General features: G+C 63.8%; 19 protein-coding genes. 6 read left to right on the forward strand and 13 right to left on the reverse strand.

From position 1 onward, the window contains the following. Positions 1–333 precede the first annotated feature (333 nt). The gene (locus tag ACVWVP_RS29855; RefSeq protein WP_259175401.1) at positions 334–1,011 is read left to right on the forward strand and encodes a sterol desaturase family protein; all 678 of its coding nucleotides are present in this window, start codon (positions 334–336) and stop codon (positions 1,009–1,011) included. Further along, positions 1,008–2,108 (forward strand): SMP-30/gluconolactonase/LRE family protein, encoded by a 1,101-nt coding sequence (locus ACVWVP_RS29860; protein WP_259175403.1) that lies wholly within the window; start codon positions 1,008–1,010, stop codon positions 2,106–2,108. The genes ACVWVP_RS29855 and ACVWVP_RS29860 overlap by 4 nt, the downstream gene beginning before the upstream one ends. A gap of 48 nt (positions 2,109–2,156) precedes the next feature. On the opposite strand, the gene ACVWVP_RS29865 is transcribed toward ACVWVP_RS29860, so the two are convergent. The 4 genes from ACVWVP_RS29865 to ACVWVP_RS29880 all read right to left on the reverse strand — a co-directional run bounded on the left by ACVWVP_RS29865 (position 2,157) and on the right by ACVWVP_RS29880 (position 7,919). Further along, complete coding sequence (locus tag ACVWVP_RS29865; RefSeq protein WP_457409651.1) at positions 2,157–3,617, reverse strand: hypothetical protein; 1,461 nt, start codon at positions 3,615–3,617, stop codon at positions 2,157–2,159. 112 nt (positions 3,618–3,729) lie between these two features. Then, the gene (locus ACVWVP_RS29870) at positions 3,730–4,797 is read right to left on the reverse strand and encodes a lipocalin-like domain-containing protein (protein WP_457409654.1); all 1,068 of its coding nucleotides are present in this window, start codon (positions 4,795–4,797) and stop codon (positions 3,730–3,732) included. Further along, positions 4,787–7,249, reverse strand: a complete 2,463-nt coding sequence (locus ACVWVP_RS29875) for an ABC transporter permease (RefSeq protein WP_457409656.1) — start codon at positions 7,247–7,249, stop codon at positions 4,787–4,789. The genes ACVWVP_RS29870 and ACVWVP_RS29875 overlap by 11 nt, the downstream gene beginning before the upstream one ends. A gap of 1 nt (position 7,250) precedes the next feature. Then, on the reverse strand, positions 7,251–7,919 hold the full coding sequence (locus ACVWVP_RS29880; RefSeq protein ID WP_457409658.1) for an ABC transporter ATP-binding protein: 669 nt from the start codon (positions 7,917–7,919) through the stop codon (positions 7,251–7,253). A 275-nt stretch (positions 7,920–8,194) separates the two neighbouring features. On the opposite strand from ACVWVP_RS29880, the gene pmrG reads away from it, so the two are divergent. From pmrG to ACVWVP_RS29895, 3 genes are all read left to right on the forward strand, one after another. Further along, positions 8,195–8,869 carry a lipopolysaccharide core heptose(II)-phosphate phosphatase PmrG gene (pmrG, locus tag ACVWVP_RS29885; protein WP_457409660.1) on the forward strand — a complete coding sequence of 225 codons (675 nt, stop codon included), beginning with the start codon at positions 8,195–8,197 and terminating at the stop codon, positions 8,867–8,869. Between the two features lie 191 nt (positions 8,870–9,060). Further along, a complete protein-coding gene (gene arnT, locus ACVWVP_RS29890) occupies positions 9,061–10,716 on the forward strand; it encodes a lipid IV(A) 4-amino-4-deoxy-L-arabinosyltransferase (RefSeq protein ID WP_457409662.1) in 1,656 nt (551 codons plus the stop codon). Between the two features lie 27 nt (positions 10,717–10,743). After that, positions 10,744–12,261: an ArnT family glycosyltransferase gene (locus ACVWVP_RS29895; protein WP_457409664.1), complete on the forward strand. Its 1,518-nt coding sequence runs from the start codon at positions 10,744–10,746 to the stop codon at positions 12,259–12,261. Between the two features lie 9 nt (positions 12,262–12,270). Here ACVWVP_RS29895 and ACVWVP_RS29900 read toward each other — a convergent pair whose 3' ends face one another. The 8 genes from ACVWVP_RS29900 to ACVWVP_RS29935 all read right to left on the reverse strand — a co-directional run bounded on the left by ACVWVP_RS29900 (position 12,271) and on the right by ACVWVP_RS29935 (position 20,654). After that, a complete protein-coding gene (locus tag ACVWVP_RS29900) occupies positions 12,271–12,858 on the reverse strand; it encodes an HD domain-containing protein (RefSeq protein ID WP_178923208.1) in 588 nt (195 codons plus the stop codon). Positions 12,859–12,949: 91 nt separating this feature from the next. After that, positions 12,950–13,507 carry a helix-turn-helix domain-containing protein gene (locus ACVWVP_RS29905; RefSeq protein ID WP_178923206.1) on the reverse strand — a complete coding sequence of 186 codons (558 nt, stop codon included), beginning with the start codon at positions 13,505–13,507 and terminating at the stop codon, positions 12,950–12,952. Positions 13,508–13,602: 95 nt separating this feature from the next. Further along, a complete protein-coding gene (locus ACVWVP_RS29910) occupies positions 13,603–14,538 on the reverse strand; it encodes an ATP-binding cassette domain-containing protein (protein ID WP_178923204.1) in 936 nt (311 codons plus the stop codon). A 145-nt stretch (positions 14,539–14,683) separates the two neighbouring features. Continuing rightward, the gene (locus ACVWVP_RS29915) at positions 14,684–15,520 is read right to left on the reverse strand and encodes an alpha/beta fold hydrolase (protein ID WP_457409668.1); all 837 of its coding nucleotides are present in this window, start codon (positions 15,518–15,520) and stop codon (positions 14,684–14,686) included. 151 nt (positions 15,521–15,671) lie between these two features. Then, on the reverse strand, positions 15,672–17,273 hold the full coding sequence (locus tag ACVWVP_RS29920) for an ABC transporter ATP-binding protein (protein ID WP_457409669.1): 1,602 nt from the start codon (positions 17,271–17,273) through the stop codon (positions 15,672–15,674). Then, positions 17,270–18,097 (reverse strand): ABC transporter permease, encoded by an 828-nt coding sequence (locus tag ACVWVP_RS29925; RefSeq protein ID WP_457409671.1) that lies wholly within the window; start codon positions 18,095–18,097, stop codon positions 17,270–17,272. The genes ACVWVP_RS29920 and ACVWVP_RS29925 overlap by 4 nt, the downstream gene beginning before the upstream one ends. Beyond that, the gene (locus ACVWVP_RS29930) at positions 18,097–19,074 is read right to left on the reverse strand and encodes an ABC transporter permease (protein ID WP_457409673.1); all 978 of its coding nucleotides are present in this window, start codon (positions 19,072–19,074) and stop codon (positions 18,097–18,099) included. Before ACVWVP_RS29930 ends, ACVWVP_RS29925 begins: the two co-directional genes overlap by 1 nt. Continuing rightward, complete coding sequence (locus ACVWVP_RS29935; protein WP_259175420.1) at positions 19,071–20,654, reverse strand: ABC transporter substrate-binding protein; 1,584 nt, start codon at positions 20,652–20,654, stop codon at positions 19,071–19,073. The genes ACVWVP_RS29930 and ACVWVP_RS29935 overlap by 4 nt, the downstream gene beginning before the upstream one ends. Before the next feature lie 333 nt (positions 20,655–20,987). Between ACVWVP_RS29935 and ACVWVP_RS29940 the strand changes: the two genes are divergently transcribed. Next, positions 20,988–22,334 (forward strand): tetratricopeptide repeat protein, encoded by a 1,347-nt coding sequence (locus ACVWVP_RS29940; RefSeq protein WP_457409676.1) that lies wholly within the window; start codon positions 20,988–20,990, stop codon positions 22,332–22,334. A 473-nt stretch (positions 22,335–22,807) separates the two neighbouring features. On the opposite strand, the gene ACVWVP_RS29945 is transcribed toward ACVWVP_RS29940, so the two are convergent. Continuing rightward, positions 22,808–23,806: a P1 family peptidase gene (locus ACVWVP_RS29945; protein ID WP_457409678.1), complete on the reverse strand. Its 999-nt coding sequence runs from the start codon at positions 23,804–23,806 to the stop codon at positions 22,808–22,810. Between the last annotated feature and the right edge of the window lie 195 nt (positions 23,807–24,001).

Consider the following 24,001-nt stretch of genomic DNA (forward strand, 5'->3'; position numbering starts at 1 on the left):
AGGCCGCCGCGTCTGCTTTTGATTTTGATCTTAGGCGCCCCGTCAAACACGCTGGCCGAACGCAGGCTTGAATCCGTGGGTAACCCGGCAGGACGGCGGCCCACGGATTCAAGCCGGAGTGAGGGCACACCGAGCCTAAGCGAGGTGCCGAGTGTTGGGGCAAGAGCCCTTTGCTTACTTTGGGCTGGGCCGGCACTCCGGCTTTTCCAAAGTGAGTCGCCGTAAGGGCGAAACCATACTCCGCCATCACCCAAATACCGGATATACCCCCAAGCAAAACCCCACCCACCGACTAAGCTCACACCCCAACAAAAAAAACACCGAGCCCAAGCCATGCCCCACCCCACCGAAACCTTCCGCGCCCACTACCGCGCCAACGTCCACCCCCGCTACAACCCCTGGCTGCACGCCGCATTCGTACTCGGCTACGGCGCAACCTGCATCACCCTGGCCTGGTCCTCCACCCACAGCATCACCCCGCTCCAGTGGCTGACCGTCCCCCTGACCCTGGTGTTCTTCAACCTGTGCATCTACCTCGTGCACCGCCACCTCGGCCACCACAAACACACCTTCGCCCGGCTGTTCTACGCCCGACATACCGGTGACCACCACAGTTTTTTCACCCCCGGCCACATGACCTACGACAGCCCCCGGGACTGGCGCGTGATCCTCTTCCCCGCCTGGTTGATCGTGCTGCACAGCCTGGCGATTACCCTGCCCGCCTGGTGGTTGCTCAAGCAACTGAGCCCCAACGTCGCCGGGCTTTTCGCCGGATGCATGCTGCTGGGCTACCTGCTCTACGAAGTGTTCCACGCCTGTGAACACCTGCCCGCAGAACACCCGGTGGCGCGCCTGCCGTGGATCCGGCAGATGCACCGCCTGCACGCCCTGCACCACCGCCGCGAACTCATGCAGGGGCGTAACTTCAATATCGTTTTCCCCCTGATGGACTACCTGTTCGGCACCCTGCACTGGGAGCCGAACGCCCACGACAACCAGGAACCGTCATGAGTACCCGTCCCAAGAAACTGCGTCATCTGCTGTTCGTACTGCTGCTGGCCGTGATTGCCTTTTTGCTGTTGATGCCGACCAAGGTGCAGCCGGTGAACTGGTCGCCACCCAAGGCGCCGTCGATGAAAGAGGGGCCCTTTGCCGAGAATCAGCGACTCAAGGATGTGCAACGGATCGGCGCCCAGGACATCGCCGGGCCCGAGGCCCTGCTGTTGGATGCCCAGGGTTTTCTGATCAGCGGGCTGCATGACGGGCGCATCATCCGCACCTCGCCCGACAGCCACACCCTGGAAGTACTGGCCAACACCGGTGGGCGGCCCCTCGGTATGGCACTGCACCCGGATGGGCGCCTGATCATTGCCGACGGGATCAAGGGCTTGCTCGCACTGGATGCGAACCGCCAGCTCGTGCCCCTGAGCAGCAGCGCCAATGGTGTGCCCTTCGGCTTTACCGATGACGTGACCGTGGACGCCAGCGGGCGCTATGCCTACTTCAGCGATGCATCGAGCCGCTGGGGCTATGGGCAGGATGGCGAAGCCGTGATCGAACACGGCGGTGACGGCCGGCTGTTGCGCTATGACTTCAGCAACGGCAGCACCGAGGTACTGCTCGATCATCTGCAATTTGCCAACGGCGTTGCCCTCGGCCCGGATGAAAACTACGTGCTGGTCAATGAAACCGGCGCCTATCGCATCAGCCGCTACTGGCTCAAGGGCGAGCGAGCGGGCAGCCACGACCTGTTTATCGACAACCTGCCAGGCCTGCCGGACAACCTCAGTTTCAACGGCCACGACCGTTTCTGGGTGGCGTTGTACTCGCCACGCAACCCGCTGCTGGATGGTTTCGCCGGTTACCCGTTGCTGCGCAAGGTGATGGTGCGGGCGTTGATGGTGGTGCCCAAGCCCATCGAGCGCAAAGCCTTCGTGCTGGGATTGGACACCGAGGGCAAGGTCATCGCCAACCTGCAGGATGGCAGCGCGGGTAACTATTCACCCATCACCACCGCCCGGGAATACGGCGACTGGCTCTACCTCGGTTCGCTGAAAAGCACGAGCATGGCGCGCCTGCCGCTGAAGCTGGCCTTGGCCCGGGAATAAAAAAAGGGGCAGCCCTTGCAGGCTGCCCCTCCTCGTTCACTCAGTGCATCAATGGATGATGTCCTGGGTGCAGATATGCCCGAAGGTCACGTAAGGCACGTTGTCGCCGCCCACGCCCACACCCGGGAACTCGTCCAGCTCGATCCGCCAGCCGCCGAAGTTGAAGGTGGTGGCCCAGTTGTACTTCACGCCGGTGCTGCTGTCCGGGTACTCCACGCGGTACTCGCCGAAGCAACCGCCCAGTGCCGCACCCGAAAGAGACGCACCTGCGCTGTCGGTGGAGGCCTTGAAGTCGGTCCAATTGAACTCGGTGCCGGTGAAGTGCTTGTCAACGCGCAGCACCGGGGTAACGCCCAGCAGCGGTGCGCCCGTGGAGTCGGACCATTGGGTGTTCCAGGTCAGGTTCCGTGCCGCCTGGGTGGCCATCCAGAAGATCGTGCTCGGCACGCGGACCACGTTGTCGCCCTTCACGTCGAAGCTGTTCAGGCGCGGTGCCGAACCCAGGGTGAGCTTGTACTGGGCGGTAGGGTCCTGGACCACGGCCGGGTTGGCCCGCACACGAACCTGGGCCACATAGCCCGGCGTGACACCGGAGAGGGTCATGCTGTTACCGGCCGGCACCACCACCCAGTTGTTGCCCTCCAGGCGCTCAAAGATCCACTGGTTACGCACGCCCTTCTGATCATCGCTCAAGGCCATCGCCACGTTCTGGCCACGGGTGGCCTGGAAGGCGAAGTAGTCGATATCGTTGGGGTTGTCGATATTGCCCGTCACGCGGTTCAAGGCATCAGGCAGCACAAACGAGGTCTGCGGGGTGTCGTTGGGTTCATAGGCATCGATGTTGAAGTCCACCCCTACGCCAAAACTGAACTGGGCGTTGTTGGCCTCATTGGCCACCATGTACCAGTAGTAGTCACCTGCCGGCAGCACGGCGCTCAGGTATTCATCGGCATTGCCCGGGTTGTCGGACGTACCGAGAAGCTCCAGGTTGCCCTGGCCATCGTCGCGGAACAGGCTCAGCGACATGTTGGCACCCGCACTCTGGTCAACCAATTGCACCAGCGCACGACCGTTCTGTGGCAGGTGGAAGTGGTAGGGGAAATCCTGGCCGGTCTGCACTTCGCTCAGGGTGTAGAGGGTGTTGATGTCCAGCGTCGGGAACAGCGGTGCAAACTCGGCCGCCGCGACCTTGAGCTTGTCCTGGTCGGGCTTCTTCAACTCGCTGTTGACGGTGGCGACGGCGGAGAGTTTCGCCGCCTTGCTCGCCACGGCCTTGGCCGGCGCTTTTGCGGTCATGGCCGCCTTGAGCTTCTGCTGAAGCGGGGAGGCAACCGGCTTGGCGTCGAGCTTGCCACCGGACTTGAGGGCTTTGTGCACCGCCTCCTTGACGGCCTGAGCGCTCACCTTGGGCAGCGGTTGCGAAGGGTACTGTTCGGCCAGGGCAAAGGCCGAGACAAAGCAGGAGGCCGCCATGGCCGCGCCCAACATAAAGGCTTTTTTCGATTTCATTTTTTATCCATCCATAGTTAAAAACTGAAGCTCAGGTGACATCCGGTCACCTGGGATGGAATCTAGCCATATGCTGTATGCATGTCCAGTATTTTTATGAAATTTTCTTCACCTAGTAGCCGGTCATTTCCAGATAGCCGACCCCGCCGTCGAACTGCACCGGCCCTTCCCAGTAAGGAATGCTCAGGTTCATCCAGGCCTTCGGATTGACTGCCTGGGGGGTGATATCCAGGTGTTTGCCGGGGATTTTCAACGACCAACGCGTGGGAATACGGCGCCCGTCGATGTCGGTGGTGGCCAGTGGCGTGAGCTGGATGTCGGCGTTGTGCAAGGTCTGGGTGCGGCCCTGCGCATCGATCCAGGTGCCCGTCAGGTAACCCCCCCCGTCGGTTTGCCGCACGCGAAACAGCATCAACTGTTCGCCACGGTCCAGGTGCAGGGAGAACCAGTCCCAGCCGGTCTGGCTGGCGGCCAGGGGTTGGCTGCTCCACTCGCGGTCGAGCCACGCGGCGCCACTGACCTGATACGCCTTGCCGTCGATCGTCACGCTGCCGCTGGCGGTGAAAAACGGCTGGCTGTAGTAATACGACGCCTGGCCCTGATCGGATTTGCGGCTGTAGCCGTTGTCGCCTTGCAGCACCAACGGGCGGCTGGAGGTCAGGTGCAAATCATAGGCGAACTGCGGGCCGTGGGCCTTGAGCTGCATGTCGGCCAGGGCGCTGGTGGCGCCGGGGCGAGTGGCGAAGTTCCAATCGTCGATCCACGCATTGAACGGCGCCGCCTGGGCCCCCGCCTGGCCAACACCCCCACGCGCATAACGCTCAGCGGCGTAATGCCGGGTGACCGACGTGACAGCCGCGTGCCCCAGCCAGATCGTCGGGTCCTGCCACCCCGCCTGTGCCGGCCCGGCCTTGAGGGCGTTGCGGAACAAGGTCCACTGCACGCCGAACACATTGCCCTCGGCATCCTTGAGATTGGCAGTGACGTACCACCATTCGATGCGGAAACCGGCGTGAGGCCCATGGTCCTCGGGAAAGCTGAACACCTTGCCCGGCACCACCTGGGCAAAGTCCGCCGCCGCGCTGCCCAAGCCGGCGAAACTCTCCTGGGGTGCGGGCGCCTGATCGCAGGCACTCAACAGCACCAACAAGGCCCCAACCAGCAACGCCTTAATCTTCATGGGCAAAGGTCCTGAGCAAATCCGCCGGGCGACTGCGGTACAACTGCCACAGCGGCCAGGCCGACGCCAGGGACGTGGCCAACATCGCCAGCCCCAGCAATTGCGCCAGTTGCCACGGGAACACCTGCAACGGCAGGCGCCAACCGAACGCCTGCACATTGATCACCGCGTCCAGGCACCAGGCCAGCAACAGCCCCAGAGGCAACGCCAGCACCAAGGTCAAGAGCGCCAGCAGCCAGGTCTGCGCCAGGTTGAGCAGCATCAGTTGGCGGCGCGTCACCCCCAGCGCCCACAGCGGCGCGAGCTGGCCGAGGCGGTTCTGGCTCTGGGTCAACAGGCTGATGAACAGTGCCACGCCGGCCACGCCGAGGGTAAGGCTGTTCAGCGCGGCGGTGGCGGCAAAGGTGCGTTCGAACACCTGGCTCGAATAGCCCTTGAGCTGCTGTTGATCGACAATGCGGCTGTCCTCCAGCGCAAATGCGTGCTGCACGTCCCGCACCAGCGACGCCACATCCTCGGGCGCCATGCGCAGGTTAAAGCGGGCCGGTGACAGCGTCGGCCAATGGGCCAGCAAGTGGGTGGAATTGACCAACACGTGGCCCTTGGGGTTGCCGTAGTCGGCGTAGATGCCCACCACCGTGGGTGACCAGGGCCCCTGAGGCGTGGGGATACTCACCCGATCACCCAGTCGCACGTTCAAGCGCCGCGCCAGTTGCTCGCTGAGCATCAAGGTGTCGCCCTGCTGCAGCAGGTCCCACGGTTGATTAACCGCGTCAAGCAAAGGCCAGTGCTGGCGATAGGTAGGGTCGTCGATCACCCCGAACACATCGGCCGACCAACCTTGCAACTGCGTCGACACTTGCCAGGTCGGCAGCACGGTGTTCACCGTTGGCTGCTGCGCCAACCAGTGGCTCATTTGTTCGGCCTGCGCCGGGTTCTGCGGATTGAGATACAGCTCGGCGGTAAGGCGTTGCTCCAGCCAATTATTGAAGGTCTGGCGAAAGCCCGAGGTCATGGAACCCGCGCCGATGTTCGCCGCCAGCGCCAACAGCAGCGCCATCAACGCCAGGCTCAACGCCGGCAGTTGCTGGCGACAGTCGGCAAGAAACCATTGCCCCAGCACCGAGCGGCTGCGCCCGAGCACCGCCTTCAATACCGCATTGAGGATCACCGGCAAACCCAGGGCAGCCCCCAACAGCAACGCGGCCATCAGCACAAAACCGGCGGCCAGGCTGTTGCCCAATCCCAACGCCAGCAGCGCGACCAGCAACGCCGCAGCCGCCACCCAACCCTGGCGTCGCAACCAGCGCCCATGGGCCTCGTGCCAGGCCTGGGCATTGGCCAGGGCCAGCAACGGCAGGCGCGCTGCTCGCCACAGGCTGCCTGCCCCTGCCAACAGTGCACCGAACAGGCTCAAACCCAACCCGCTCAACCACCAGCCAGGGCTCAAGCTCAACTGGCCGGGCACTTCGGCGCCGTACAAGCCACGCAAGCTGGCCGCCACGTCCGGCAGCAGCAGGCTGGCCACCAGGTAACCGCTGGCCACGCCGAGCACGCCACCGAGCAGCGACAACACGCCCAGCTCCACCCCCAGGCTGAGGATCAGCATCCGCGCACTGACCCCGCAGGCGCGCAAGGTACGCAGCAGCCCGCGCCGCTGCTCCAGCGCCAGGCCGATGGCGGCATGCACGATAAACAGTCCTACCACAAACGACAGTAAGCCCAGGGCGTCGAGGTTCAGGTGAAAGCTTTCGGTCAGCCGTGAGAGGTTGTTGTCCTCGGCCTGATGCAGTTGCAACTCGGCAGGCGGAGTGGGATGGGTGGCGGCAAAGGCGTTGTCCAGCAGCAGCCGCGACAAACGCCCAGGCATCTCCAGCAAGGGTTGGGCAAAGCCGATGTCGGTGAGCAAAACCCCGGGGACCATGTCCGTTTGAACCTGCAACGGCGGCAAGGCCTGCCCGCTTGCCGTCTGCGGTTGATCACCCGGGTGCAGCCCCAGGGATTGCAATGTCTGCGGGGCCACCCAAGTACGTCCCGGCGGCGCGAAGAACGCGGCCATCTGCGCCTGGCTCAGGCGTTGCCCGGCCACTGCGGCATTACCGGGTAATGACACGGGATCGATGCCCATCAGTTGCAGGCGCACCTCGTCATGCCCCTTGAGCACCACCCGCCCCTGCACCACCGGCGACACCGGCCACCCCGCGCGACGTAGTTGGGCAAACAGGGCCTGGGGGAAGCTCGATGCACCGGTCGCACTGAGGCTGGCTTGAGGCTCACCGCCAATCAATTGGCTGGCGCGGGCGTAGCTGTCCCGCGCCTGGCTGTTGAGGGCCTGCACACCGGTCAACAACGCCGTGGCCAGCCACAGCCCGGTCAACACGCTGAAGAACTGCACGGGATGGCGCCGCCAGTGGCTCAGCAGCGCACGCAACGCCCAATAAAAAACGGCCACCTCAACGCACGTCCGCCGGTACGACGCGGCCACGCTGCAACATCACCTGGTGGTCGAGCCGTGCGGCAATACGCGGGCTGTGCGTGACCATCAGCAGACTGGTGGGGCTGTCGCGCAACAGGTCCAGCAACAGTTGCAGCACGTCATCGCTGGTGGCTTCGTCGAGATTGCCGGTGGGTTCATCGGCCAGCAACAAGCCCGGTCGCGAGGCCAATGCGCGCCCCACCGCCACCCGCTGCTGCTGGCCACCGGAGAGCTGCTCCGGATAGCGCTTGAGCAAGTCGCCCAGCCCCAGGCGCTCTACAAGGTGCGCCTGCCACTGCGGGTCAAGACGCCCGGCCAGGCGCGCCTGGAACGCCAGGTTGTCCTCCACGCGCAAACTGCCGATCAGGTTGAACTGCTGGAACACCAGGCCGATCTCGGTGCGCCGCCAGTGGGCCAGTTGCGCCTCACTCAATTGGTCAAGGCGCTGCTCGCCCACCTGGATGCTGCCACCGTCCACTCGGTCGAGGCCGGCCACCAGGTGCAGCAAGGTGCTCTTGCCACTGCCCGACTCGCCCATCAGCGCCAGGCTGCTGCGCGCCGCCAAGTGCAAGTCGACACCTGCCAGCACCGCCAGGGGCCCTTGCGCGGTGGCGTAACTTTTGAGAACACCTTGCACGTGCAACATACATACGCTCGCTCGGGGGACTGCCAACGAGGATAACGGCTGACTTTGCGCGCCGTGCGAATTTTTCACATGGATTTCACCGACCGCCCACCCATGCCTCTCTACATTGCCCTCCACGCGTCGTAGAGCGGCAACTTGTTAGTTGCCAGTGACGGCAACTTTTAACAGCTGGATGTTCAGCGAAAAGACAGCAGCCCTGTGACAGTCTCCTACTCCACTACGGGCATCCGTCAATGCGCTGCGCCTGTTTGATAACAACACTGCCAACAGTGCCCATGGTGAATAGTGTGGTTGACCTTACCCTGACCAAACCGCGTGTGCGCCGAGGCCTTTTCAGGCGCCTGAAAAGGCTCTGGCTGGGCATGACCATCGTCAGCCTGCTGGTGTCCGGTTTCGTGTTCTGGCCCAGGTCGCCGACGAACCTGGGCGTGCGCAACCACCTGATCAACTCCGGGCTCCTGGCCAGTTGGCGCAACGGCGACGTGGTGGTGCTGGTACGCCATGAAGAACGCTGCGACCGCTCGAAAAATCCCTGCTTCGGTCCGGCCGACGGCCTCACGATCAACGGCACGCAGCACGCCAGCGAACTGGGCAAAGCCTTCCACGCCCTGGGCATGCAGGCGACGGACGTGCTCAGCAGCCCCACCACTCGCACCGCCCAGACGTCACTGTTCGTCTTCGGCAAGACCGAGCTGTCCGCCGGCCCGCTGGCCATCTGTGGAGACGCCATGGGTGAAGAGATCCTCAGCAACAAACGCCCCGACCACAACCTGGTGCTGATCACGCACAGCGCGTGCATCAACGACTTCGAACAGGCCTTGGGGTTCCCCCATGCCATCACCGCCGAATACGGCAGCGCGCTGTTCGTCAAGGTACTGCCCAATGGCAAGTTCAAGACCCTGGGCATTATGAACAGCCAGGATTGGCCCGCCGCGCTCAAACAACTTTAAACACACTTTTTTACATATCCAGCGGCTGTCGTGTTCAGCAAAACGACAGCCCGTTTCTGGCATGTTTAGTTGTGCCTGTTAGTTAGGGACGCCATGATTATTTTCAGTGACTTAGTGAACACTTTGATGTTTTGCACTACTACTTTCTTGCACCCTTTTTCTGCCACTGAACGTCAAGGAGCGACGTTTTTATGACCCGTTTGAAACCCCTGCCCGTGTTGCTGCTGGCCTTCGCCGTGTTCTACCTGTTGCCCATGGGCCTGCATGGCTTGTGGATTCCGGATGAAACACGCTACGCCCAGATCAGCCAGGAAATGCTCCTGAGCGGCAACTGGGTGGCACCGCACTTCATGGGTGTGCGCTACTTCGAAAAACCGTCTGCCGGCTACTGGTTGATTGCCTTGGGCCAGGCAGTGTTTGGTGAAAACCTGTTCGGCGTGCGCATTGCCTCGGCCCTCACCACCGGCCTGAGCGTGCTGCTGGCCTACGTCATCGCACGCCGCCTGTGGAACGACCCACGCAAGAGCTTCGCCTGCGCCCTGCTCTACATGAGCTTTGGCCTGGTGGCCGGGCAAGCCGGGTATTCCAACCTCGATCCGCAGTTCACGTTGTGGGTCAACTTGAGCTTCGTTGCGCTCTGGTTTGCCCTCGACAGCCAGACGGCCCGCGGCCGACTCCGTGCCTGGGTATTGCTGGGCGTGGCCTGTGCCATGGGTTTCATGACCAAGGGCTTCCTAGCCTGGCTGCTGCCCGTGCTGATCGCTGTGCCCTACATGCTCTGGCAACGCCGCCTGGGTGAGCTGGTGCGCTATGGCTCGCTGGCCATCCTGGTGGCGGTGGTGGTGTGCTTGCCGTGGGTGTGGGCGATTCATCTGCAGGAACCGGACTACTGGCGCTTTTTCTTCTGGCACGAGCACATCCGTCGTTTCTCTGCCGACAATGCCCAGCACGCCCGCCCGTGGTGGTTCTTCCTGCCGATCATGGTGGTGTCGTGCCTGCCGTGGGCGGCGCTGTTGCCCAGCACCACGCTCAAGACCTGGAAAGAAAAAGCCCAGCCGAAGATGGTGTTCCTGGCCCTGTGGCTGCTGCTGCCCCTGGGCTTTTTCAGCCTGAGCAACGGCAAGCTGCCGACCTACATCATGCCGTGCCTGCTGCCCCTGGCCTTGCTGATGGGGCACGCCCTGATCGACCAACTCAACCAGGGCAAGACCCGCGCCTTGCGCTGCAACGGCCTGCTCAACTTCGCCATCGGCCTCGTGGCCATGGGCGCGCTGATCTACCTGCAGATCGATGACCCGCTCTACAGCAACAGCCACGCCGAGATGTTCAGCCTGTCCCTGGCCTTTATCGTGCTGCTGGGCTGGATCCTCGCCAACCTGCTGCAAGCGTTCCGCCCGCTGACGCTGTGGGCCATGCCGGCGCTGGGCATCGGCCTGCTGGTGGCGTTGCTGCCGGCCGGCATGCCCGAAGAGATCACCGATAACGAAATGCCCGACCAGTTTGTGCTGGAGCATCTGGATGAATTGCAACAAACCCATGCTTTGCTGAGCAACGAATTGGGTTCGGCGTCTGCCTTGTCCTGGCGCCTGCGCAGGCCAGAAGTGGCGTTCTACGACACCGAAGGCGAACTGCGCTATGGCCTCAAGTACGCGGGTTCAGTGCACCGCAAAGTCAGCCTGGAGAGTGTGCAGCCGTGGCTGGCCGAGGCCCGCCAACAGGGTTCGGTCGGCGTGCTGATGCGGGTCAAGAGCACCAGCGAACATCGCGAGGAGGGCCAGTTGCCTGCGGGCGGCAAACGGTATCGCAAGGGCGCCTTGTTACTCATCATTTACCCGAAACTTCCTTAACGCGACGCCTGCCACGAGTACAGCCCCATGAGTGTCTGGAAAACCGAACGCGGTGCCCTGCTGTTGCTGCTGGGCGTCTCGGCGCTGCTGCTGTTGGCAGGCCTGGGCAGTCGCGACGTGTGGGGGCCGGAAACCCGCTGGGCCAACATCGCCCTGCAGATGCTGCAAAGCGGCGATTACTTCGACCCGTTTCTCAAGGGCGCGCCCTACTACGACAAACCCCTGCCGTCGTACTGGCTGATCACCGGCTTTGCCAACCTGATGGGCGGGCTCGGCCCTTGGTCGTTGCGCCTGTCGTCGGTGATCGCGGCGTGGCTGAGCATCTGGCTGGTCTACCTGATCGGCGAGCGCCTGTTCCGCAAGGGCACCGGGCTGATTGCCGGCTGGATGCTCGCCACCACCTTCTACTTCCTGTTCTGGGCCCGGGTGGCCACCGCCGACATACTCACCGTGTGCGGCGTGCTGGCGGCCGTGTGGTGGTACTGGCGTGGGCCGGATGACACGCGGCTGGGCCGCTACTGCGTGTTTTTCCTGCTGCTGGCGGCCACGTCGCTGTTCAAGGGGCTGATCGGTTTTGTGCTGCCCGGCCTGGTGCTGCTGCCACACCTGCTCAGCCAGGGGCGTTACAAACGTCACCTCAACCTGCGCGTGCTGCTGGCGCTGGTGATTGCGGCGGGGTTCTATGCCATTCCGTTCGTGCTGTCCCACCTCTACGGCGCACCGACCTACGGCGAAAGCGGCCTGGAACTGGTGTTCAAGGAAAACGTGGTGCGCTTCTTCGACCCCTTCGACCACATGGGGCCGATCTACACCTACCTGATCTACCTGCCCGCCTACACCCTGCCCTGGGCACCGTGCTGGGTGCTTGGCCTGTGGCTGGCGCTACGGCACTGGAAGCAATCCCCGCCCAACGTGCGCTGGCTGGTATGGGGCCTGGGCCTGCTGTTTGTGTTCTTCACCGCCAGCGGCAGCCGCCGCAGCTACTACGTGCTGCCGCTGGTGCCGTTTGCACAACTGCTGGCCGCCTGGTGGGTGAGCGAACGCCTGCAGAAAAAACCAGCCAGCTGGCCACGTTGGCAGAAAGGGTTTGGCATCGCCGCTGCACTGATGCTGCTGGTGCTGGGTGTGGTCTACCCGTGGACCAACAGCAACGGCGGCGTCACCCGTTTCGTCGAAGACGTGCGAACCCAGGCCGTCAAGACCGCGCCCTGGAACCAGTGGCAGATGGTGCTGGTGGAAGTCGACAACAAGCTGCCGATGTACCTGCAAAACGGCGGCAAACCCTTCTACTACGTCGCCGAAACTCAGGACTTCCCACGCCAGGGCGACAGCGCCGCGATGTTGGCCTGGCTGGAAAAAACCAGCGGCCAAACCTTCGACCCGCAACGCACGATCATCTTCGCGCAATACTCCAAGGACGACCCCACGCCGCTGGCGTACTTGGGGGCTGATCATCAGGTGATCACCACCCAACCGGACAATGGCGAGCGGCTGTTTCAGAAGCGTGGCGGTGGCAGCGTGGCGTTTGTGCCATCGGCCCGATAGGCCAGCGAACTACTCGTCGCAGGCCTTGCTGTTGATGATGATTTTCTCCCGGGTGCCCTCGTCAATCAGGCTGCGAAGCAACTGGAAGAGGGGGTCGGCATCGGTATAGCGCTTGCCGTAGGCCAGGTTGAACTCATAGTCGAAACCGGGTGGGTTCTTGCCCTGATTGTGCTGCAGGAGGGTCTCCAGCTTGTCCAGCGCTTTGACGGCCAGGGCCTCGGGCGACTGCGCACGTTCGTAGTCATCCCAGAGCGCCAGCACCTCGGCCTGCAGCCTGTCATCCAAGGTGCGGGTCAGGCTCAGCAGATCGTTTCGCTCTTGCTCGCCCTTGTTGGGGAACAACGCCTGGCTGACGGCAGGAATGTCCCCATGGATCGCCTCGCCCAAGTCATGAATCACGCACATCTTGAGCACCTTCAGCACATCGAGATGGGCCAGTTGGTCGGCGAAGACCATCACCATCAGGCACAGGCGCCAGCTATGTTCCGCCGTACTTTCGGCGCGCCCCGACGAGGTGTGCGCGCTTCTGAGCACGTCCTTGAGTTTTTCCGCCTCGCGAAGAAATTCAAGCCGCCCCTTGATTGTTTCAATCTCCATTACACCCTCTGCATACGCTATACGCCGTCATTACCAGCCTAGGCGCGGCAGGGGTGGACGTCCACGCATAAAATATGCGCGCAGCCGTGCTTCAGAGTGTCTCGACCAGGCGCGCGGCCGTTCCGTCCGAGAGTGGAATTCGCGTCCAGCGGCAACGACCGGGGCGAATGGGGACGAGCAGGGAGTCGTTGGCACCCGTGGTGAACTCCAGCGCCGGCGGCGCCAACGCGTCCCGCCATCCGGAGGCCTTGAGGGCCAGTTCCTTGCTGACGATGTCCGGCGTCGCGAAACGCCAGAGCGACTGCCCCAGCAACTCGCTGACAGGCTGGGTGAACTCGGCGGCCCGACCCGGCGAGCACGCCAGCAAACGATGGGTCAGGTCACAAATGAGGTGCATGGGCCGTGGGCTCTCGCTGACCAACCGGGCCAGCACTTGGTCGGCCGCTCCATCCAGGCGAGCCGCCAACAAGCCCTCCAACTGCTTGTGTGCCGCGCAGTCCATGGATTGCGTGCCGCTTTCCCAACGCGAAATGGTCGACTGAGTGACGCCGAACAGCTGCGCGGCATGCAGCTGTTTGACGCGGTGCAGCAGGCGCCAGCGTCGCAGCGCAATGCCAGGCAGGGCCAGGGGAAGCAAGGTGTCAGGCATTCTGGGCTACTGAAGTTTGCCGGGGGTACCAGTCTGGGGAATAAACGCCCGGCCCGCAAATGAACGGGATAAACGGGCACCGCACGACGCATCACTCAGACGTCCGGCGTGTATCCGCGCTTCGGGGGCAAGCCCGCGACGCCAGGATCGACCCGTAACCCCGCCAGTTGCTCCTGCACCGCCCGCCCTTCCGCCCGGTTGCGGATAAACCCGGCGCGGGTGAAGCGCTCCAGAAACGGCACCGGCAGCGTCTTGTCCGGCGTGACCCGCGGGTGCTCGGCCACATCGCCGAACAGGGTGTAGGCCGCGCTCGGCAGGTGCCGTGTGTTGAGGTCGCTGGTGAGGCGGCCTTCCTGCAGGACGATGGCGCGGTTGGTCACCCGTTGCAGGTCGGACAAGCGTTGCGAGATGTAGAGGATGGCCACGCCCCGGGCGCGTTGGCTGTCGATCAGGCCCAGCAGGCGCTCGGCATCGGTTGCCGACAGGGCAGCGGTGGGCTCGTCGAGGATCAGCAACTTGGGTTGCAGGGCAAAGGCCCGGGCCAGCACCAGCAGTTGCCGATCCCCCTGGCCGAGGCGCTCCACCGGGTGTTGCAGCGGCAGGTCCAGGCCCAGCCCGTCGGCGATGGCCTGAGCGCGTTGCAGCAGGTTCTTGCGGTTGAGCAGGAAGTCGGCGTCGGGCTGGCACAGCTCGTCGAGCAACAGGTTCTCGGCCACGCTCAGGCCGGGGGCAATACCGTCATCAGGGCGCTGGTGAACCGCCACGATGCCGACGCGACGGGCCGACAACGGCGAAACAAACCGCTGTTGCACCCCATCGACCCACACCTCACCCGTATCCGGCGCCAACAGGCCGCCGAGGATTTTCACCAGGGTCGACTTGCCGGCCCCGCTGGCCCCCAACAAGGCCACGCCTTCACCCGGGTAAATATCCAGGCTGACCTGATCCAGCGCCGACTGGGCGCCAAAGGCCTTGCTCAGGTGACGCACACGGACCAACGGCGCGGGTGCTGCGGCAACGGGGTTGCTCATGGCTAATCTCTAAGGCGGAACGATGACTCATTACAACGCGCGAAGACGCTGATTTATTCCGTGCAACAATGAGTTAGGTCCCGAATTAAATGCATTACCTTATGAACAATCCAATAGCTGAATCGCATAGCTGATGGTTTTTTGGTTATAAGCGTTTTGCCAGCAAGGTGTTGAATGCATTCAGCACCTGCACGGGCTTCTCCAGCATCAGTTGATGACCGCACGCCTCCAGCACCTGGAACTGCGCATTGGGCAATTGCGCGGCCAGGGCCTGGCCGCCACTGGCGGGCGTCAAGCCGTCGCTGTCACCGGCCAGAACACTCATCGGCAACGTCAGGGTGGGGATCCGTGAGGCGTCGGGCCAGCGCGCATGTTTCATCAGTGCCTTGAACATGTACAGCGGGTTGCGCTCGGTGAGCTTCTCTTCATAGGCCACCAGCGCCGGGTCGGCCGTGGCGTGCCAGGCGCGCTCGCGAAAGCCTTTGGCCAACAGCGGCCGCAGCCATTCGAGCAGCCATGCGGGCAAGGACATCAACCCGCCACGGGTCACCGGCCGGTGCAACATCGTGCCCAGCAACAGCACCGCTTCGACGGTCACACCGCTGTCGGCCAAGAGTGTGCTCAGGCTCAGTCCGGTGCCAAAGGAATGGGCGATGATCAGGTTATGGGCGCGCCCGTAGCGCTGCAGGATCGCCCCATAGTCCGCCACCAGTTCCGACCAGGCGTAGGCGCTTTCGTCGCGAGGCTTGGCGCTGTCGCCATGGCCCAGCAGGTCCCAGGCCACCAGGCTGTAGCCGTCGGCCTTGAGGGCCTGCCATTGCAGGCGCCATTGGTCCTTGTTGCCCCCGGCGCCGTGGCAGAAAAACACCACCGTGTCGGGCTGGGTGGTGCCCACGTGATGGGCAATGCTAAGGGAGCGGTTGGGGCGGATATCCAAGCGCTCGCCACGCACAATCGGCAAGTCCGTAAAAGAAGTACTCATGAACTCAGCATTCCTCAAAAAACATCATCAGTGTGCCGCCGAACTTTGTAGTGAGCGGGCTTGCCCCGCGCGGCGCCAGTCCAGCCCCCGAGCATCTCCAGCCGGCGGCATGCGGGGTCAGGGAGGACGCCGCGCGGGGCAAGCCCGCTCACTACAGTGACATGGCGTTGGCCTCAGGTGCTGCGCATCGCAGCAGAGCGCGGGTGTAGGGGTGTTGGGCATCAGCGAACAGCCCAGCGGTGTCGCCCTGCTCCACCACCCGCCCGTTCTGCATCACCGCAATGCGATCACACAACCGCGCCGCCACGCGCAGGTCGTGGGTGATGAACACGATGCTCAATTTCAGCCGCCGTTGCAGGGACTCCAACAGTTCCAGGATCTGCACCTGGATCAACGCATCGAGGGCCGACACGCACTCGTCGGCGATCAACACCTTCGGCTCCACCGCCAAGGCGCGGGCGATGCCAATGCGCTGGCGCTGCCCCCCGGAGAACTCATGGGGGTAGCGCTCGAACGCCGTGGCTGGCAAGCCCACCAGCTCCAGCAAGGCGCGCGCTCGTGCTTCAGCATCGGCTTTGGAGCGCCCTTGCACCAACGGCCCGGTCATGATGATGCGACCCACCGTCTGGCGCGGATTAAGCGAGGCGAACGGGTCCTGGAAGATCATCTGCACCTCGCTGCGCAGCGGCCGCAAACGCCCCTCGGATAACCCCACCACATCTTGGCCGAGCCACTGGATGTGTCCGCTGTCGGCCCGTAACAGCCGTACCAGGCAACGCCCCAGGGTGGACTTGCCCGAGCCGGACTCACCGACGATGCCCAGGGTCTCGCCTTCGCGCAGTTGCAACGCCACCGCGTCCAGCGCACGGGTAATGCGTCGCCCCCACCAGCCCGCGCGGGTGGTGAAGACTTTGTTCAACTGTTCGGCCTTGAGCACCACGGCCCCACTCACCGCGACACGGGGCTCCCGTGGTTGTGCCGAGACTGCCGCCAGCAGTTGCCGGGTATAAGGCGCCCGGGGTTCGTCCAGCACCTGGCGAGCGCCGCCCTGCTCCACCACACGCCCCTTTTCCAGCACCAGCACACGGTCGGCGATCGCTTCGACCACGGCAAAATCATGGGTGATCAACAGCAGCGCCATGCCCTTGTCCCGCTGGATCTTGCGCAGCAGCTCAAGAATCTGCGCCTGGGTGGTCACGTCCAGCGCCGAGGTGGGTTCATCGGCGATCAACAGCGCCGGATCGAACGCCAGGGCCATGGCGATCACCACCCGTTGGCGCTGGCCACCGGACAGCTCAAAGGGATAGGCCAGACGCAGGCGCTCGGGGTCCGGCAGCCCCACATAACCCAGCAGGTCTACCACCCGCTGGCGGCGCTCACCGGCCGATTTCACCCCATGGGCACGCAGGGTTTCATCAATCTGCTCACCCACCCGCAACAACGGGTTGAGCGCGCTCATCGGCTCCTGGAACACCATGCTGATGTCGCGCCCACGCAGCTCGCGCATGGCGGCTTCGCCACGGTTGGCCAAGTCTTCATCACGAAACACCAGGCGCCCGCTTTCCACCGTCAGCGGCGTCGGCAACTGGCGCAGCAGCGCCTTGGCCAGCATGGATTTACCCGAGCCGGACTCGCCCACCACACACAAGCATTCACCGCTGCGCAGTTGCAGTGACAGGTCGTACAGCGCATGGCTGCGATCCGCCCCCTCAGGCAAAGCGATACGCAGGTGTTCAACCTTCAATAACGTCATCGCGACCTCCCCGGCTCAAACGCCACGCGCAAGCCTTCGCCTACGCGGTTCACCGCCAGCACACACAGCACGATCGCCAGGCCCGGCAGGAAGCTCATCCACCAGGCATCCCGCAACAGGCCACGGGAGGCGTTGATCATGTAGCCCCAGCTCATGGCTTCCGGGTCACTCAAGCCGAGGAACGCCAGGGCGGCTTCGGTGAGGATCGCGGTGGCCATGACAAAGGTCATCACCACCAGCAGCGGCGCCAGGGCATTGGGCAGGATCTGCTGGGTGATGATCCCCAGCGGCGACTGGCCCAGCACGCGGGCGGCCTGCACGAATTCACGCTGGCGCAGGGTGAGGAATTCACTGCGCACCAACCGCGCCACGGCCGGCCAGGCGACTAAGGCAATCGCCAGCACAATGGTGCCCAGCGACGGCTCCAGCACCGCCACCAGGATCACCGCCAACACCAGTTGCGGGATGATCTGGAAAAACTCGGCGATACGCATCAACACGCCGTCGAGCCAACCGCCGAAGTAACCGGCGATGGCGCCGATGATCAGCCCCACCACCAGGGTTGCCAAACTGGCCAGCGCCCCCACGGCCAGGGACACCCGCGCCCCGTAGAGCAAGCCGCTGCCGAGGTCGCGCCCCAGCAGGTCGCTGCCCAGCCAGTGGGCGGCGTCGTAAAACGGTGGCAGCATCGGCCGGCTGTTCATTTCCCACGGCGAGCTGCTGGTGAGCCACGGCGCTGCCAGTGCCAGCGCCGCCAATACCAGCAAGAACAGCGCACCGGCCAGCGCCGAGGGTTGACGGATAAAGCGTCTGAACACCGCCATCAGCCCTGCCCTCCGGCGCCAATGCGCGGGTCGAGGTAACGGCAAATCACATCGGTCAACACGTTGAAGCCCACCACCAACATCGAGATCACCAGGAACCCGCCCATCAGCACGCCGTAGTCGCGTTGGGCCAGGGAGTCGTACATCAAGCGGCCGATGCCCGGCCACGCATACACCACTTCCACCAGCAAGGCGCCGCTGGCCAGCTGGCCCAGTTGCAGGCCGGCGAAGGTGACCACCGGCAGCAGCGCATTGCGCAAGACGTGCACGTACAGAATCCGCCGTGGGTGCAAGCCCTTGGCATGGGCCGTGCGCACGTACTCCTGGCCAAGGGCATCAAGCACGGCGGCGCGGGTCAGGTGGATGTACAGGGCGAGGAACAACACGCTCAACGACAGGCACGGCAACAGCAGGTGCTGCACACGGTCGAGCAGTGAAAAGTCCTGGCCCACGGTTTCCATGCCAAAGGCGGGCAACCAGTCCAGGCTCACGGAAAACAACAGGATCAACAGCATCGCCAGCCAGAACGGCGGCATCGCATACAACAGCAGCGCCCCATGTGAAATCACCCCGTCGAGCCAGTGACGCCGTTGCCGTGCGCGCGCCGCCAGCACGCCCAGGGTCACCCCCAGCAGCGACGACAGCACAAACGCAGAACCCATCAAGGCCAGCGTTGCGGGCAAACGCTCGGCGATCAGCGACCACACCGCCGTCTGGTTGCGGTAGGAGTACCCCAGGTCCAGGTGCGCGACATTGCCCAGGTAGATCAACAGTTGCTGCAGCAGTGGTTTATCCAGGCCCATGGTCTGGCGCAGTTGCTCGATGAATTGCACATCGTCCACCCCTGCCTCACCGGCCAGCAGCAACGCCGGATCACCCGGCGCGAGGTGGATCAACAGGAAGCTCAGCACCAGCACCGCCACCACCATCAGCAGCGCCTTGACCAGGCGCCCGCCGAGATACACCACGCCGTTCATGGCGCAGGCGCGTCGAGGTAAACGCTTTCGTAGTCTTCGTTGAGGCTGGTGGCGGTTTGCAGCAGGTTATGCACCTGCGTGTGGAACAGCGTCTGGTTGCGCATCTCGAAGATCGGCGCGATGGGCAGGTCGGTGTTCAGCCGGTTTTCCAGCTGGCTGTAGAGCTGGGTGCGCGCAGGGCCTTCGGGCGTGTCGGCGATTTTCGTCCACAAGGCATCGGCTTCAGGGCTGTTGTAGCCACTGACGTTGGCGAACGGCGAGGTCTTGAGGATGTAGTCGGAGCGGTACAGGTAGGCGCTGGTCAGGTAGGGGTCGCCGATCTGGAAGATGAAGTTGTAGGTCAGGTCGAAGTCCCAGTCGCTCACGCGCTGGAACCAGGTGGCGGCGTCGGACGTCACCACCTGCACCTTGAAGCCCAGTGGCTGCAGCGCTTGCTTGGTGTACTCGGCCAGGCGCTCCCAGGCACCGCCCTTCTCGCCGTTGAGCAGGCGGATACGCACCGCGCCCACGTCCACGCCGGATTCGGCGATCAGCGCCTTGGCCTTTTTCACGTCATAGGCGTACTGCGGCAATTGGGGGTCGTGGTAGGGCGTGCCCGACACGAATTCGCCCTGGGCGACCTTGCCCGAGCCGAAGAAGATGTTGTCCACGACAAACTGCCGGTTCAGCGCATACAGGATCGCCTGGCGCACCTTGGGGTTGTTCAGCGGTGGCTTGCGCGTGTTGATCTGCAGGAAGGCCAGGCCGGCATACAACTCCCAGCCTTTCTCGGAAGACTGCACATTCGGCAAGGCGCCCAGGCGCTTGAGGTCGGAATAGTCGGCATCGCCGCTGCGCAGCACCTGCACGTCATTGCGCTCGAAGGCTGCGGCGCGGGAGGAACCGTCGGGGATCACGTGGAAGACAATCCCGTCCAGGTGCGGCAGGCCTTTTTTCCAGTAGTTGGGGTTCTTGGCCAGCTTGATATAGGCGCCGCGTTTCCACTCCACGAATACGAACGGCCCGGTGCCCACCGGCTTGAGGTTGTAGGGGTTGTTGCGAAAGTCAGTGTTCTCGTAAAGGTGCTTGGGCACCACCGGGCGCAGGCCGCTGCCCAGGGCCGAGAGCAACGGCGCGAAGGGTTTCTTCAGGTGGAAGACCACTTGCAGCGGGCCGGTGGCGGTGATGCTGTCGACGTACTCGGTGATGATGCCGCCCAGGCGCTTGTCCACTTCCGGGTAGAAGGTCTGGAAGCTGAACACCACGTCGTCGGCGGTGAACGCCGGGCCGTCGTGCCAGTGCACGTTGTCTTGCAGTTGGAAGGTGTAGGTGAGGCCGTCCGGGGAGATAGCCCAGGATTTGGCCAGCACCGGCTTGGGGTTGAGGTCCGTGTCGAAAGTCAGCAGGCCCTGGAGGATCTTGCCGCTGACGTATTGGGTGGACACATGGCTGACCACGCCGTGCATCAGCGACGGCGGTTCAGGCTGGGCCACCAGGTTCAGCACCCCGCCCTCCTGGGGTTGCGCCTGGGCCTGGCCGGCCAGCAGCACGCTGCACAACCCCACGCAGGAGAGGGCACGGCGGAAAGAGAATGGGCGCATGGAGGCTCCTCGAATGGAAAGGTTCTGGGAGGGATTTTGCAAGGGCTGTGCCATGGGGGTTTTCGGCGCGATTGCGGGTCTTGGTTGCCGTCTGGGTGATGAAAAAACCACAGCGCCCTGCCCGAGTGTGCAAAAAGCAACAGCGCCTCACATCCAATGTGGGAGCTGGCTTGCCTGCGATAGCGGTGCTTCAGACACTGGATATTTCCCTGACCCACCGCTATCGCAGCGGTGCGACGACTCGACAAGCCAGCTCCCACAGTAGAGTTGTGGTGCTCAGGTGGCACAGGCTTTGCCCTGTGATCCTTATCTGAACCCACGAGCCTTAACCCCATGTCACTGGATTACCTGGGCAACCCCATCGACACCCTCGACCCGTCCACCCGCCAGGGCCTGGACGATTTCATCGGCGGCTTCCTCGGCTACCAGCCTCGCGCCGAAGGCATTCTCGCCACGGCGGACGCCGCCCCTGACTCGGCCCTGGCCAATGCCTTCGCCGGCTTGCTGCTGATGTTCATCGAGTCCCCCGAAGGCCCGACTTTGGCCGAGCAATACCGCCAGCGCGCAGCCGCGTTAAACAGCGATCACCCGCGCGCCCAGTTGTACCTGGCCGCCTTGAGCGCCTGGATCGACGACGACCTCGACCAGGTCCTGCACCTGAGCGAACACCTGCTGGGCCGCTACCCCCGTGACCTGTTCGCCGCCAAGCTCAACCAGTACCTGGAGTTCAACCGGGGCAACTGGCCGGCGTTGCTGTGCATCGGCCTCAAGGCTGTCGCGGGCGCGCCGGACATCGCCCACAGCCATGGCCTGCTGGCCTTCGCCTATGAACAATGCCACTTGCTCGAAGAGGCCGAAGCCAGCGCCCGCGAAGCCCTGCGCCTGCAACCCTCTGAGCCCTGGGCGCAACATGCCCTGGCCCATGTGATGCTGACCCAGGGGCGCATCGAGGAAGGCACCGAATTCCTGGAAAGCGTGGCCCACCACTGGGCCGGTTTGAACTCGTTTATGTACACCCACAATTGGTGGCACCTGGCGCTGTTCTACCTGGCGCGGGGTGAAGATCAGCGGGTGCTGGAGATCTACGACCAGCACGTGTGGGGCATCCTGCCGGAGTATTCCCAAGACCAAGTGGGGGCGGTGTCGTTGCTGGCACGCCTGGAACTGGCGGGCATCGACGTCGGCGAGCGTTGGCAGGGGTTGGCGCCTTACCTGCAGCGACGCACCGGGGATGTGGTGCAGCCGTTTCTCAGTGTGCAGTACCTGTATGGCCTGGCACGCGCCGGCAAGCCGGAAGCGGATGAGCTGTTGGCGGCGTTGCGCGAGCATAGTGTTGCGGCGCGGCCGGTGTGGGGCGAGGTGACTTTGCCATTGGCGCGCGGGCTGTTGGCCCATGCACGCGGGGATGCGCAGGGTGCGCTGGAACACTTGGCCCTCGCCCTGCCCCGGTTGAATGAAATCGGTGGCAGCCATGCCCAGCGTGATCTGTTCTCCCAGGTGGAACTGGATGCGCGGTTGAACGCTGGGGATTGGTTTGGGGCGCAGCAGGCGTTGGAGTTGCGGCGTCGGTATGACGGGTGGGATGTGCCGACCAATCGCAGTTTGGTGCGGGTGTATGAGGCGCTGGGTTTGCCGGATCAGGCGGCGAATGCCCAAGCCCGGGTTTCACGCTTTACCTGATGTACAGGGTTCCAAAATGTGGGAGCTGGCTGCCTGCGATGGCGGTCTGTCGGGGTACATATCCGTTATTTGGGTAACGGCTGATATGGGTTCCGCTCTTACAGCGGGTCACTTTTGGAAAAGAGCCCCAAAAGTAACCAAAAGGGCTCTTGCCCCACCACTCGGCACCTCGCCTAGGCTCGGTGTGCCCTCACTCCGGCTTGAATCCGTGGGCCGCCGTCATGGGCCATCCTTGGCCCAGGACGGCTAACCCGGCGTCCTGCCGGGTTACCCACGGATTCAAGCCTGCGTTCGGCCAGCGTGGTTTAACGGGGCGCCTAAGATCAAGATCAAAAGCCAGAGCCAGAGCCAGAGCAAACTACTGTCCACCTGATAAATAGAGATCCAAATGTGGGAGCTGGCTTGCCTGCGATAGCGGTGTATCAGTGCCAGATAAGCGGGCTGAGACACCGCCATCGCCGGCAAGCCGGCGCCTACAGGAGTTGGCGGGCAGCAAATACGCCGCGCGCAATCCCGCGCGCCACACAATCGGCCGCTGCGGCGCCAATCCGGCCGATTTCCACTTGCCGCCGTGGCCCGTCGGTCAAGGCCACCGCCGCCGAGGCCAGGGCAAACACTGTGTCGCCATCAAACGGCAAATGCGCCGGCCGCACCGCGCGCGCGATGCCGTCCTGGGCCATGATCGCCACGCGCTTGCATTCGGCCACGGTTAATTGCGCCGTGCAGGCCACCACCACCAGCGTGGTGTTGGCGCCGGCTTGCAGGCGGCCCATTGAATCGAGGCGCGAGAGCTCCGGCATCGGGTCGCTGCAATCCATCTCCGCTTGCGGCCGCTGGCCACCGAACTCCCCCGCCACTTCCCAGGGCCAGGCCCAGAAGGTTTGGCCGTCGGGCATGTACACCGAGCCGATGGGGTTGGCGACCACCAGGGCGGCAACCACCAGCCCGTCGCCCAGGTCCAGGGAGGCAGTGCCCAGCCCGCCTTTCAACACCCCGGCCATGGCGCCACGGCCGGCGCCCACCGAACCCAGCTCAAAATCCTCGCGGGCATTGGCCAGCGCCTCAAAGCCCAGGCGTCGGTAAGGCGGCTCCAGGCCCCAGTCTTTGTCGCCACCGTTGGCCAGGTCATGCAGCACCGCTGCGGGCACGATGGGGATGGCCGGCGCACCGGGCTTGAGGTGCAGGCCCACCTGCGCCTGGGAGAGTTTCGCCGCCACGGCATCCGCCGCGCCCAGGCCGAATACCGAGCCACCGGCGAACACCAGCGCGTGGAGTTGGCCGACCATGTTTTCCGGCTCCAGTGCAGCGGTTTCCCGCCCGCCTGGGCCGCCGCCGCGAATGTCGATGCTGGCGGTCCAGAAGCCATCGGGGCGGATCACTGTGACGCCGGTGTCGACGTGCAGGTCCGTGGCGTGGCCAACCGTGAGGCCTGGGATATCAGTGAGGGCGTTGCGCGGGCCGGGTCTAGGCATACAAAAAAAGCTTCCTTGGGTTGAGGTCTGGCCCGAAGGCAGCAAGGGCTATGCCAATCACCGTTCTCCGTAGGAGCCGGCTTGCCGGCGATAGCGTGTGCTAGGTCCGTGGCTCTTATCGCCGGCAAGCCGGCTCCTACAAGGGGGGTGGGGGCTGTAGGAAAATCAGCAGCCTGTTGATGGCACTGTTAGAAA

It is taken from the genome of Pseudomonas sp. TE24901, assembly GCF_054058375.1.